Raw genomic sequence first — 13,622 nt, 5'->3', positions numbered from 1 at the left:
CGTAGGAATTAATAGATTATTTTCCAAGCAATTATATTAAATTAAGCGACGTATGTTAGATTTTCTTAAACGTTTCTTTGGATCTTCTCAAGAGCGCACCTTAAAAAAATTTCAAAAACTTGTGGATAAGGTAAACCTCTATGATGAGATGCTAGCTCCTTTGTCTGATGAGGAGTTACGTAATAAAACAGTAGAGTTAAAAAAGCGTTATCAGGAAGGCGAATCCTTAGATGATATGCTTCCCGAGGCTTATGCCGTAGTTAAAAACGTGTGCAGGCGTTTAACAGGAACTCCTGTAGAAGTATCAGGTTATCATCAAAATTGGGACATGGTTCCCTATGATGTGCAAGTTCTTGGTGCTATAGCTATGCACAAGGGCTTTATAACTGAGATGCAGACAGGAGAGGGGAAAACTCTCACTGCTGTTATGCCTCTATATTTAAATGCATTAACAGGCAAGCCTGTGCATTTAGTCACAGTTAATGATTATCTTGCTCAAAGGGACTGTGAGTGGGTTGGCTCTATATTGCGTTGGTTAGGTTTAACTACCGGAGTATTGATATCTGGATCTCCTTTAGAAAAAAGAAAAGAAATTTATCGTTGTGACGTTGTCTACGGTACAGCATCAGAGTTCGGGTTTGATTATCTCAGAGATAATTCTATAGCAACTTCTGTTGATGAGCAGGTCGGTCGTGGGTTTTATTTTGCTATTATCGATGAAGTGGATTCAATTTTAATTGATGAAGCTAGAACCCCTTTAATTATTTCTGGGCCCGGGGAAAAACATAATCCTGTTTATTTCGAACTTAAAGATAAAGTTGCTGACCTCGTTCAGTTACAAAGGGAGTTATGTAACCAGTTAGCTCTTGAAGCGAGACGGGGACTAGAATTGTTCTTGGATATGGATATCCTCCCTAAGGATAAAAAAGTTATTGAAGCTATCTCTGAGTTTTGTCGTAGCTTATGGTTGGTTAGTAAGGGAATGCCTTTAAACCGTGTTTTGCGTAGAGTACGCGAACACCCTGATTTGCGAGCAATGATAGATAAATGGGATACTTATTATCATGCTGAGCAAAATAAAGAAGAGAGTTTAGAGAAGCTATCTCAGCTTTATATCATTGTTGATGAACATAATAATGATTTTGAATTGACAGATCGTGGCATGCAACAGTGGGTGGATAAGGCTGGAGGTTCTGCTGAAGATTTTGTCATGATGGACATGGGGCATGAATATGCTCTTATAGATAGTGACGATTCGTTATCTCCGACAGACAAAATCAATAGAAAAATAGCAATTTCCGAAGAAGATACCAGGAGAAAAGCTCGAGCTCATGGCTTGCGCCAACTATTAAGAGCGCATCTTCTTATGGAACGCGATGTGGATTATATTGTTCGTAATGATCAAATTGTCATCATTGACGAACATACAGGCCGCCCACAACCAGGTCGTCGTTTTTCCGAAGGACTGCATCAAGCAATAGAAGCAAAAGAACATGTTACTATCCGTAAGGAATCACAAACTTTTGCTACAGTTACCTTACAGAATTTCTTCCGTCTGTATGAAAAACTCGCGGGTATGACGGGAACAGCGATTACTGAGTCTAAAGAGTTTAAAGAGATTTATAATCTATACGTATTGCAGGTTCCTACGTTTAAAGCATGTTTGCGTGTAGACCATAATGACGAATTTTATATGACAGAGCGTGAAAAGTACCACGCGATTGTTAAGGAGATTGCCCGTATACATGCAGTGGGGAACCCCATTCTCATAGGAACGGAGTCTGTAGAGGTTTCTGAGAAGCTTTCTCGTATTTTGAGACAAAATCGTATAGAACATACAGTTTTAAATGCGAAAAACCATGCTCAAGAAGCAGAGATTATTGCAGCAGCAGGAAAGCTAGGAGCTGTGACGGTAGCCACCAATATGGCTGGTCGTGGTACAGATATTAAGCTGGATGAAGAAGCTGTAGTTGTTGGAGGTCTTCATGTTATTGGTACGAGTCGGCACCAGTCACGCCGTATTGATAGGCAGTTACGTGGGCGTTGTGCACGTTTAGGAGATCCTGGTTCGGCTAAATTTTTCCTATCTTTTGAAGATCGTTTGATGCGTTTATTTGCATCTCCCAAGTTAAATGCGTTGATTCGTCATTTCCGTCCTCCTGAAGGAGAGGCTATGTCGGATCCTATGTTCAATAAGCTCATTGAAACAGCACAGAAACGGGTTGAGGCAAGAAACTATACTATTCGAAAGCATACTCTTGAATATGACGATGTTATGAATAAGCAAAGGCAGACGATCTATGCTTTTCGTAATGATGTTCTACGCTCTGAAGATATCTTTAGTTTAGCTAAGGAATCCATATATCATGTTGCATTGATGATCGCTTCGTTGATCATGAGCGGTGATCATCCTAAAGGGAATTCTCTTCCTAAGCTAGAAGAATGGATGAACTATTCTTTCCCTCTGCAGTTGAATATTGAAGAATTGAAAAGATTGAATTCTATAGATGCCATTGCAGAACAGGTGGCTGATGATCTTATAGAAGTTCTTCAGAATAAGTTTGCTTCTATGGTGCAGGAAATTACAGAAGCAGCTGGGGATGAAGTAGATGCTCAGGGTATCTGTAAAGATATTATACGCTCGGTCATGATTATGCATATCGATGAGCAATGGAAAATTCATCTTGTCGATATGGATTTATTACGTAGTGAAGTAGGTTTACGTACTGTCGGTCAGAAAGATCCTCTTATCGAATTTAAACATGAGTCGTTCTTACTATTCGAAAGTCTGATTCGAGATATTCGTATCGCTATTGTAAAGCATTTATTCCGTTTAGAGTTGACGATGACTAGAGAACAACGGCCTCAAAACGTGGTGCCTGTTGTTGCCACATCTTTCCAAAATAATGACAATTTCGGTCCTTTGGAATTAACAGTTATTAGTGATTCTGACGACGAATAACAAGAGCTTTAGGGCTGGGCTAGCTTCCAGCCTTTTCCCTTACTTTATGAATTTATCGTTTTAAATAAATACGGACCACTCAGACCAGGATTGTGCATCGTGGTGACGTATCCAAAATGTTCTGTGATTATCCCCAATCAGAAATTGTACATGATGGTCGCGATTACGCGTTGTCATGCAAATGATAATGTTATTTAAGGATTCCGATCCTTTCGGAAAATCTTTAGGGGCATTAAGAAATGTTTCTACATTTGTAGTGAGAAGGAAGTCTGATTCTAATAAAGAGTTAAAATCGTAAGTTGTGCTTTCGATAGTTTTTGGAGGAATATTGAACCATAGGTCCCATTCCCCATTTAGACAACTACGAGTGTAGGCGTGATTGTCGTCACTAATATAGAATTGGCGTATTACGCCTTTCAAGATCGATTCTCCAAGCACTATAAGGAGATCACCATTTTCTTTTTCTTCTTCCACATAGACACCAGTCTCTTGGTATTTGTCTAAGGAGAAAGCCTCTTCTGATTGGTAAAGAAGCTCATCAAGTGAATGGTGGTAATCAGCTTCTGGTATATCGTAACGATCATGGTTCATGGTTAAAGTCTCCAAGAAATAATTAATTTGTTATTATTATTTTTGTAATAATAATATTTCATTTTTTAAACAAATTAATTTGTTCTTTTCGTTTTTTCTTTAAATTCTAAATCAAAAGGAACGCCGTATAAATTAAATGCTGATTTTAAAGTATTTTTTAAATAACACTCATAATGCTTAGTTAATAATGATTTTGCATTAATAAATAGTAAGAACTGGAAGGGTGTTGCTGTTTTATGAATAGCATAGTACACACGCAGTCTTCTTCCATTAATTACTTGAGGATGATGTTTCTGCAGAGCTAAGGCGAGTGTTTTATTAACTACCGGTGTGGGGACTTTATTAGATATGGTTTTATGGAGTTCATCAATAGATGAAAAGATCTGACGTAGGTTGCGTTTTGTTGCTGCAGATATGCAAAGGATCTTTGATTGACCAATATAAACATCCGTAGCGCGTAAGTCGCGAATATAATGTTCCATGCGCACGCCCTGAATCAAATCCCATTTGTTAACAAGAATGATGTGGGGCTTTTTCTGTTTAGATATCAGAGAAAGAATACGTTTATCATAAGAAGATAGGTGATGCGTAGCATCAATGACGAGTAAGCAAATATCTGCACGTGCTATAGCTTTTTCTGTTCTAGAAGAAGAGATCCATTCTATAGAATTTTTCACGCTTTTCATTTTTCTCAGACCCGCAGTGTCTATAAACAGATACGACCGGTCATTATAAGAATAAAGAATATCGATATTGTCACGAGTGGTTCCAGGGATATTATCAATGATGCAACGCTCTTCATTTAATAGTGCGTTAATGATCGAGGACTTCCCGACGTTAGGACGACCTATAAGAGCAATTTTTAGGGGTTTATCCTCCACTGAAGACACGGAAAAGTCGGAGTCTTCGTTTTCGTAATCGGCTAGAAACTCTTCGGTTTCTAAAGACTCCATGACAGGAACTTCTTCCTCATGAATTTCTTCTACAGGCTCCTCAACAACTTCAGGAACATTAGCGAGAGTTTTAATTCTGTGTATAAGATTATCGATATGTTTATCGTGACTTGCGGATACAGCAAGAATATCAGAGATTCCTATTTTATATAGTTCGTGAATACGGTATTCGTCTTTGAGTGTATCTGCTTTATTTGCGACGAGGATCAAAGGTTTTTTTAAGCAAAGAAGTTGTTTCGCAATCTCTGCATCTAATTCTGTAATCCCGCAGCGGATATCAATGACAAGCAGTAAGATATCCGCTTCGTTTGCTCCAGCTAAAGCTTGCTTGTAAATATGTTTTTGGAAGTGATCTTCAGAATCTTTGTCTACTCCTCCAGTATCGATGACTTGTACAGGGATTCCCCATCCACGTATCTCTCCGTATAGTCGGTCTCGTGTCGTTCCTTCTTGTGAGTTGACTATAGCTAAAGATCGTTTGCACATGCGATTGAAAAGAGAAGATTTCCCTACATTGGGTCTTCCTAAAATAGCAATCCGTAGCATGATAAGCTCAATTAATCTAAGTTTTGAATAATTATAGAGAAAATAATAAGAGCTAAAAAATTAAATCTAAAGAAATAAAATCGATTGAGTGTTTAAGGGAAAAGTTTATTTTGTGATATTTCTTACTTCCAGAAACCTTTTTCCTTAAGCAGGGTTAAAATTTTTTCTTTATCATGGCATTCGTTTTCTATAGAAAGTGTCTCAGCTTCTTTCAATAGATCTCCGAGTAGTCTGCCTGGTGCAATCCCTCTAGAGATGAGATCAGGAGCAGAAACTAAGGGAGATGCCGTTTTGATTCTGACAATGAATTGTTCTAAGCGTTCTTCTAGTTCCTGAACGCGGGCGATGAAATTTTGTTGTTTAGAAGGATCTTTTTGGGTTGCTGAAAATAGAGATAGAAATAGATTTGCTGTCGGAGAAGCTAGAAAGTGTGCCCAGAAAACACGATTATTACTGACATTCTGGAACTGAGGAAGTGCTTGATACCACAGTTGTATTAGTTTCAAATCTTTGTTTGATACTCGTAAACGAGTAAAAGCCACGCAAGCAGCTTCTTCGCTCACACCTTGAAATAGAGGAAGTAGAAAGCAAATTTCAGGGAAATCTAGAGGATTCAGTCTTTTAGCGAATTCGATACTTGTGCGCAGTAAGCTCGGAGGAATATCCCGAAGCTCGGGGAAAATTACAGTGATGATTTTCAGTCGTATCAGTAAGGATAAAGCTTCATAAGGATTTTTTTTCAGCATTTTCTTAAGTTCCTGCCAGATTCTTTCTGGAGATACGGAACATACCAACGAAGGGGCTTCCTTAATAATGGCACGTTCTGTGGCAGGATCTAAAGTAAATCCTAAAGAGGAACTAAAACGTATAGCACGTAATATACGGAGTTTATCTTCGGAGAAACGTAATTTAGGATGACCGATCGCACGTATTACACGCTTTTCGAGATCTCTTCTTCCTTCAACAAGATCAAAGAGCTTTTCTTCAAAGGGATCGTAATACATCCCGTTTATTGTAAAATCACGGCGTAAAGCATCTTCTTTCATTGATGAAAATATCACACGTTCGGGATGCCGTCCGTCTTGATAATTTTCATCACTACGAAATGTTGCTACTTCGAATAAGCGGTTATTTTCTTTAACAACGATGATACCGAAAGCGGCTCCTAACGCTAGTGTGTCAGGAAAGATAGTAGAAACAATAACAGGAGGAGCGCTAGTGGCGATGTCAATTTCTTCTATGGGTTTGCCCATGAGCATATCGCGAACGCAACCACCAACAAAATATGCTTGGTAGCCGGCATTACGCAACTTCAGGAGAATCTTTTTTGCAGCTTCTAGGGCGATTGTTGTCATTACATCCCTAAATAAAGAAGAAGAGAAATTTAAGCTATAGCTTCTGGAGCTCTTCTGATAATCACCGGAGCTTTATTCTCTAAGATCGTGTCTTCTTGAATCCTTATAGCTTCTACTGTAGGATCAGAAGGGATCTCAAACATCAGATCTCGGAGTAAGTTTTCTAAAATCATACCTAAAGCTCTGGCTCCAGTTTTTGCCAGCTTTGCTTTTTTTGCTATAGCATATAGAGCTTCTTTTTCGAATATCAACTTTACATTTTCTTCTGAGAATAACTCGATATACTGCTTCACAATTGCATTTGTGGGCTCAGTAAGAATAGCAACGAGTTCATCCAAGGAAAGCTCTTCGCAGTTCACAATACAATTGAATCGACCAACAAATTCAGGAATCATACCAAAAGCGATAAGATCTTCTGTTTCTACTTTTGTGAGTAGGTGATCACGGTCCTTTTGAGAGAAATCCCCGAGGTCATCAGAGAAACCTATTGTCGTTTTTCCTAAGCGTTTGGCGATAATCTTATCTAAATTAACGAAAGCACCACCAACTATGAAAAGAATGTTCTCTGTATTTACACGGATGTACTCTTGATTAGGATGTTTACGTCCTCCTTTAGGGGGGACATTTGCGGTAGTACCTTCTATAATTTTTAATAGAGCCTGTTGTACACCTTCACCGGAAACATCTCGGGTAATGGAAACATTCGCTGTAGTTCTACCGATTTTATCAATTTCGTCGATGTAAATGATTCCCCGTTCTGCTCTTGCAACGTCATAATCAGCAGCTTGTAATAGTCTTAGAACGATGTTTTCCACATCTTCACCGACATAGCCCGCTTCAGTAAGCGTGGTTGCATCAGCAATTGTGAAAGGCACATCTAAGATTTTTGCTAAAGTTTTAGCAATAAGGGTTTTTCCTGATCCTGTAGGGCCTAAAAGCAAAACATTGGACTTTCCATAGCTGACGTGTTTGTTGTTTAACAAAGCACGTATGCGTTTGTAGTGATTATATACAGCGACAGCAATGGTTTTCTTTGCTCTTTCTTGACCGACAACATACTTATCAATATGTTTTTTGATCTCTTTCGGAGTAAGCACTTGAAGATCTGGATGCTGAGGTGCTGTCTCTGTGGATGCTCCTGAGGATGATGTAGACGTTGGCTTTTTATCTAAAATCCCTGAGCACAACTTAATACAGTAATCACAAATATAGACAGAGGGACCTGCTATCAGTTTTTCTACATCTTTTTCAGAACGCCCACAAAAAGAGCAGATAGTGAGATTTTTTTTGTTCATAATGACTCTCTAGGAGATGGTGTCCTTATCTTTCGTGTCTTTTGCTGAAGAGACCACTTTATCAATTAAACCATAGGAGATTGCGTCTTCAGCTCCCATAAAGAAATCCCTTTCAGAATCTTCTATGATTTTTTCTACAGGTTGTCCGGTGCACTCGGAAAGAATGTTTGCAAGGTGTTTTTTTAATGTTAAGATTTCTGCAGCTTGTAACTGAATGTCAGCAGAAGTCCCGATAATTCCTCCTGAAGGCTGGTGGATCATCATCCGACTGTGAGGTAGAGCATAACGCTTACCTTTAGTCCCTGCAGAAAGTAGTAAAGCTCCCATAGAAGCCGCTTGACCTATGCAATAAGTATTTACATCACAACCTAAGAAACGAATAGTATCATAGATAGCCAATCCAGCTGTGATATACCCTCCTGGGGAGTTAATGAAAACTTTAATATCCTTTTTAGGATCTTCGGACATGAGGAAAAGTAGTTGTGCTATGACGGTATTCGCGAGGGGCTCTGTAATTTCTTGGCCAATCATTACAATGCGATCTTTTAAAAGACGCGAGTAAATATCCATGGCACGCTCGCCACGACCTGTATCCTCGACCACATAAGGCACCAATGTCATTTGCATTTCCTCTCAAAATAGTTTCTTTCCCGCATACATACTCAGACGCGGAAAAGCAATTCCAACAATACACATATTCATTTTTTTGTGCTGTTTTGCTTGAAAACAAGCCTACACATTAAAATGTTGAATTCTATGTTTAAGACTTTCTTGGGTCAAGTGTTTTCCTCTAGCTCGATTATGCAGAGGGCGCTGTCGCTGATTCCTTTGCTTTGGATAGAACTTTTTCCATAGCTTTATGGTAAGTTAAGCGATCACGAGCTGCCATCACTAATTCTTGTAAAGCTTCTTGAGAGATATCTCGAGGAGGCTGCATGCCATAGCGTTCTCTAGAACATACATCCATCATGTATTGAAGCTCTTCACGACTGATCACAAGCTTTTCATCATTGAAAATCTTATTGGCTAGGAAAAACAGTTTTAAAGTTTTTTTAGCTTCTAATTCAGCTTCTTTTAGTAAATCTGATTTTTTATTTTCCAGTTCTTCGTCAGAACAATATTGAATCAATCGAGCGTTGAGTAGTTTTTCTCTGGTTAGCATAGCTAAACGATCTTCTAACATAGATGTTGGAAGGTCGAAATCGATAATGCTTGCCAATGCATTTTCTGCCTCAGCAAAGCGCTGTTGGTGTTGTCTATCTTTTGCTTGATTTTCTAATTGAATGCGTAGCTTTTTCTTTAAATCTTCTAGGGATTCAGCTTGTAACTGACGAGCTTTGTCATCATCAAGCTCAGGAGCAACAACTTCAATAACTGCGTTAACAGTAAAGGTTAAAACATCTCCATTGAGGAACGATTGGATTTCTGGGGATGAGATAACTTCAGTTACACGGTGACCTGCAGAAATGCCTAGAAACTTAGTTTTGAAAGCATCGGTCATTTCTTCTTCACAAAGTTTGAAATATTTATTTTCAAAAATTGGTGTAGGGACGCCTTCTTCATTTTGTTTGGATACATGAAGAGACAATGAGATGAAGTCGCCTTCTTGAGAAGTGCGAGTTACAGGAGTTTTAGTTGCGAAGAAATAGGAAATATTAAGTAAGCCTTTTTCCATTTCTTCATCAGTAATATCTTTTACAGCTGGTTCTTCTGATAAGGATAGTTTATCCCAAGGAATATCAGAAATCGTTGGAAAGGCCTCGTAAGTAAAGTTTACTTGACCACCTTCATTTATATCAGCTTTTGTTACCGAAGTCGATTTGATAGCTTGTGGGGAAAGAGGTCTTCGGTCTCCCACAGAGCCTAAAGCCTGATAGGCCGATTGAATGAGTAGTTGATTTAATTCTCTAGTGACCTGGCTAGGGTAGCGAGAAACGATAATGCCGTCTGGAGCTTTACCTTTACGAAACCCTGGCAAAACGACATCTTTCTTTATCTTTTTTATAGCCTGTTTATGAAGCTTATCTAAGAGTTGAGGTGTGGTTTTTACTTCAGCAGAAACAACGCACCCAGGTTGTTCTTCTAAATTAACAGAAAATTGTTCGTTAGAAAAATTTCGCGACACAAGACTACCCTTTGAAGCTTTTCTGGAAGGAAAAGCGGGTGATGAGGCTTGAACTCACGACCTTCACGTTGGCAACGTGGCGCTCTACCACTGAGCTACACCCGCAAGAAAAGCAACATTCTAGATATTTGATGAGTTTTTATCAACGACTAGTCAATTATAAGAGTAATAGTTAGTGCAAAAAAGCAGGTGAAAATACAAGAGAAAAGGCCTGCTAAAATTTTTCATTGATTTAGCATGGGTAAACAGGTACAAGTAAGCTGATTCAATCAGAACTCTATAATTTAGAGGAGAAATGCTCAATTTTCGCAAATTACGAAGGGATTTTACAGCTAACATTTTGCAAGATGGCAAGGAACTTTTTGACCAAGGAGCTGTGATTAATGCGAAAATCCTGTCTATGAATGGAGAATCAGTCTGCATAGGAGCGCAGGTTCGAGGGCTATATGACAACGTATATGAATGTGAAATAGAAGTTGATCGATCGAAATCTGATACCATAGATTCTAACTGTGACTGTTCTTATAACTATGATTGTCAGCATATAGTAGCGCTGCTGTTTTATTTAGAAAGGTATTTCAATGAAATGGTAGTGGCTTATTCTCAAGAAGCTAACTTAGAGACGAATCAAGAGATAAACGAAGACGTTAAAAAAGAACTTCAGGAAACTTTTGTCGCTGCTGCAAATAGAGAAGAAGAAAGAAAAGACCGTGCTCATCAAAAAGAAATCTTAAGTGAGTACATTCATGCGGCTAATGTATTAAGCGCAAATCCATTTTTCCTTCCTCAGGAATATCTCGAGAAGAATTCTGCAGAGCTTGCCGTTTTATTTGTTGCTTCCAATGATGAAGTATTCCGTCCGAACCAGCATGTAGAATTTCAATTAGTTTTACGTCTTCCTGGTCGTTCTAAACCGTTTTACATTTCAAACATTAAGACATTTCTTGAAGGAGTGTTGTATCAAGAGCCTATTATCTTGAACGGGCGTCACTTCTTTTTCACAATGCAATCTTTTAATGCTTCCGATCGCAAGCTTATAGATTTGCTGATTCGTTACGTGCGTTATGCTAACCAACCTCCTGAAGAGAAACTGTTGAAATCAGCGTACCTTACGTTAACCTCTTTAGGTGTCATTTTAGCAAAGATGTATGAACATCAAATGGCGGATCGTGGAGGATGTCAATCTGGAGAGAAAGAAAGTTTCTCAGGAATATTCTGTGGGAATCTTGAGGAGCCTTTATATTGGTCTGTTACTCCAGCTAAGATGAAGTTTGATTTAGACTTTTTCGATACTCCATACAAAGCATTGTTAATGACTCCATTGATCCTTGTGGATGATGACACGCTTCAGCCAGAGCAAGCGATTCTTTTGGAATCTAATGTTCCTGGTATTATTCATAACAATGTATACCACCATTTTGCTCCTCAGATTCGACGTGCGCATTTGCGTTCTTTCTCGAAGTTGCGTGATGTGACTATACCAGAAGCTTTATTTGGTTCTTTCCGAGAAAATGCTCTTCCTGTGTTTAAGGAATATGCAGAGGTTTCTAATGTCGAAGTTCTGAATTCATTTGTCACTCTTCCTTATGTTGAGGATGTTCGAGGTGAATGCAACATCAGTTACTTGGATGGGGAGCTAGAGGCAAAGTTGTATTTCATCTATGATGATCTCAGGGTTCCTGCTGTTCCTTTCTCTTTGCAATTTGATGAGATCCGCGCGTTTATTCGTGAAGATGGGATTCTAGCAAGGAATCTTGTTGAAGAGCGCAAGATAATAGACGAGGTCTTTTCTGGTTTTATCTATGACGAGCGAGACGGGGCTTTTCATGTAAAAAGTGAAAAGAAAATTGTTGAGTTTATGACGGAAACTATTCCTAATAACCAACACAGGATCACATTTAATTGTCCTGAAACCCTTTCTGATCAGTTTATTTATGATGAAACTGTCTTTGATCTTGCTTTCAGAGAAGGTTCTGAAGTCAATACTTATGAAGCAGAACTGAAAGTAAACGGTTACTTGAAAGGAATCAGCCTAGACCTACTTTGGGATTGCATAAGCGCTAAAAAACGTTTCTTAGAGCTACCGAAGAAAGGGCGTCATGTTAAGACGCGCAGAGGTAGAGCTTCAGGTTCTACAAAACTTCCTTGTATTTTGGTTTTAGACCTAGAGAAGATATCTCCAGTTATTCAGATCTTTAATGAAATCGGTTTTAAAGTTCTGGATGATTTTGTAGAGAAGTGTCCTTTATGGAGTTTAACGGGGATTTCTCCGGAGCTTTTCAAAGGTCTTCCTGTTAACTTTAAAATGACGAAAAAGTTGGCAGAAATACAAAAACAAATTCGTGGAGAAGTTGATTTTAAATTCCAAGAGATTCCTCAGCAGATACAGGCAACATTGCGTAGTTATCAAACTGAAGGGATTCATTGGTTAGAACGTCTTAGAAAGATGCATCTCAATGGTATTCTTGCCGATGACATGGGGCTTGGAAAGACTTTACAAGCAATTATTGCGATTACGCAAAGTAAGTTAGAGAAGGGCAAGGGATGTTCGTTAATTGTCTGTCCAACATCTTTGGTATACAACTGGAAAGAAGAGTTCCGTAAATTTAATCCAGAATTTAAGACTGTGATTATTGATGGTGTCCCTTCATATAGACGTAGACAGTTGGCTAATTTGTCGGATTATGATGTGGCCATTACCTCGTATAACCTATTACAAAAGGATATCGATGTATATAAGGATTTTGTCTTTGATTATGTAGTTTTAGATGAAGCCCATCATATTAAGAACCGTACAACGCGTAATGCGAAATCTGTAAAAATGATTCGTTCGGGGCATAGATTAATTCTCACGGGTACTCCGATTGAAAATTCTTTGGAAGAGTTGTGGAGTTTATTCGATTTCTTGATGCCTGGCTTATTAAGCAGTTACGATCGCTTTGTTGGTAAATACATCCGTACGGGCAACTACATGGGGAATAAGACCGACAATATGGTGGCTTTGAAGAAGAAGGTAGCGCCATTTATTCTTCGTCGTATGAAAGAAGATGTATTGGAAGATTTGCCTCCTGTTTCGGAGATTTTGTATCACTGTCATCTTACAGATTCGCAGAAAGAACTCTATCATTCTTACGCAGCTTCAGCTAAGAAAGAGCTTTCTCGTTTGGTGAAACAAGAAGGTTTTGATCGTATTCATATTCACGTTCTTGCCACACTGACTCGTTTAAAACAGATCTGTTGTCACCCTGCGATTTTTGCAAAAGACGTTCCTGAGCCAGGAGATTCTGCAAAGTATGACTTACTGATGGATCTTCTTTCTTCTCTTGTGGAGACAGGACATAAAACGGTTCTCTTTAGTCAGTATACCAAGATGTTGAGTATCATCAAAAAGGACTTAGAGGCTCGTGGAGTTCGTTTTGTTTATTTGGATGGTTCCACCAAGAACAGATTGGAAATCGTGAACCAGTTTAACGAGGATCCTGGATTATTAGTCTTCTTGATTTCTTTAAAAGCAGGGGGAACAGGGTTGAACCTTGTTGGTGCAGATACAGTAATTCACTATGATATGTGGTGGAATCCTGCTGTAGAAAATCAAGCGACGGATCGTGTGCATCGTATAGGGCAGAATCGTTCGGTGTCTTCGTATAAGTTAGTTACGTTAAATACAATCGAAGAAAAAATTCTAACGCTGCAAAATAGGAAAAAGAGCCTTGTAAAGAAAGTGATCAACTCTGATGATGAAGTCGTTTCCAAGTTGACTTGGGAAGAAGTACTAGAATTGCTACAGATATGATG

The 13,622-nt window shown here is 38.8% G+C and carries 8 protein-coding genes and 1 tRNA gene; 2 read left to right on the top strand and 7 right to left on the bottom strand.

Annotated elements, in window-relative coordinates; translation table 11 throughout:
• Positions 1 to 52: 52 nt before the first annotated feature.
• Positions 53 to 2,962 (top strand): preprotein translocase subunit SecA, encoded by a 2,910-nt coding sequence (gene secA, locus G5O_RS09775; RefSeq protein WP_006343583.1) that lies wholly within the window; start codon positions 53 to 55, stop codon positions 2,960 to 2,962.
• A gap of 60 nt (positions 2,963 to 3,022) precedes the next feature.
• Here secA and G5O_RS09770 read toward each other — a convergent pair whose 3' ends face one another.
• The 7 genes from G5O_RS09770 to G5O_RS09740 all read right to left on the bottom strand — a co-directional run bounded on the left by G5O_RS09770 (position 3,023) and on the right by G5O_RS09740 (position 9,932).
• On the bottom strand, positions 3,023 to 3,553 hold the full coding sequence (locus tag G5O_RS09770; protein ID WP_006343582.1) for a hypothetical protein: 531 nt from the start codon (positions 3,551 to 3,553) through the stop codon (positions 3,023 to 3,025).
• A 74-nt stretch (positions 3,554 to 3,627) separates the two neighbouring features.
• Positions 3,628 to 5,052 carry a ribosome biogenesis GTPase Der gene (gene der, locus G5O_RS09765; protein WP_006343581.1) on the bottom strand — a complete coding sequence of 475 codons (1,425 nt, stop codon included), beginning with the start codon at positions 5,050 to 5,052 and terminating at the stop codon, positions 3,628 to 3,630.
• A 122-nt stretch (positions 5,053 to 5,174) separates the two neighbouring features.
• Positions 5,175 to 6,407 (bottom strand): CCA tRNA nucleotidyltransferase, encoded by a 1,233-nt coding sequence (locus G5O_RS09760; RefSeq protein ID WP_006343580.1) that lies wholly within the window; start codon positions 6,405 to 6,407, stop codon positions 5,175 to 5,177.
• A gap of 29 nt (positions 6,408 to 6,436) precedes the next feature.
• On the bottom strand, positions 6,437 to 7,702 hold the full coding sequence (gene clpX, locus G5O_RS09755) for an ATP-dependent Clp protease ATP-binding subunit ClpX (RefSeq protein ID WP_006343579.1): 1,266 nt from the start codon (positions 7,700 to 7,702) through the stop codon (positions 6,437 to 6,439).
• Positions 7,703 to 7,711: 9 nt separating this feature from the next.
• The gene (locus G5O_RS09750) at positions 7,712 to 8,323 is read right to left on the bottom strand and encodes an ATP-dependent Clp protease proteolytic subunit (protein WP_006343578.1); all 612 of its coding nucleotides are present in this window, start codon (positions 8,321 to 8,323) and stop codon (positions 7,712 to 7,714) included.
• Positions 8,324 to 8,501: 178 nt separating this feature from the next.
• Positions 8,502 to 9,827 (bottom strand): trigger factor, encoded by a 1,326-nt coding sequence (tig, locus tag G5O_RS09745; protein WP_006343577.1) that lies wholly within the window; start codon positions 9,825 to 9,827, stop codon positions 8,502 to 8,504.
• A 33-nt stretch (positions 9,828 to 9,860) separates the two neighbouring features.
• Positions 9,861 to 9,932 (bottom strand) — tRNA-Gly (locus tag G5O_RS09740).
• A 190-nt stretch (positions 9,933 to 10,122) separates the two neighbouring features.
• Between G5O_RS09740 and G5O_RS09735 the strand changes: the two genes are divergently transcribed.
• On the top strand, positions 10,123 to 13,620 hold the full coding sequence (locus G5O_RS09735; protein WP_006343576.1) for a DEAD/DEAH box helicase: 3,498 nt from the start codon (positions 10,123 to 10,125) through the stop codon (positions 13,618 to 13,620).
• Positions 13,621 to 13,622: the final 2 nt, after the last annotated feature.

The organism is Chlamydia psittaci 6BC (assembly GCF_000204255.1).
In the GTDB taxonomy this organism is placed as follows: domain Bacteria; phylum Chlamydiota; class Chlamydiia; order Chlamydiales; family Chlamydiaceae; genus Chlamydia; species Chlamydia psittaci.
Note: the sequence above shows the minus strand (reverse complement) of the source record. Positions and strands in the feature narration are given on the sequence as shown.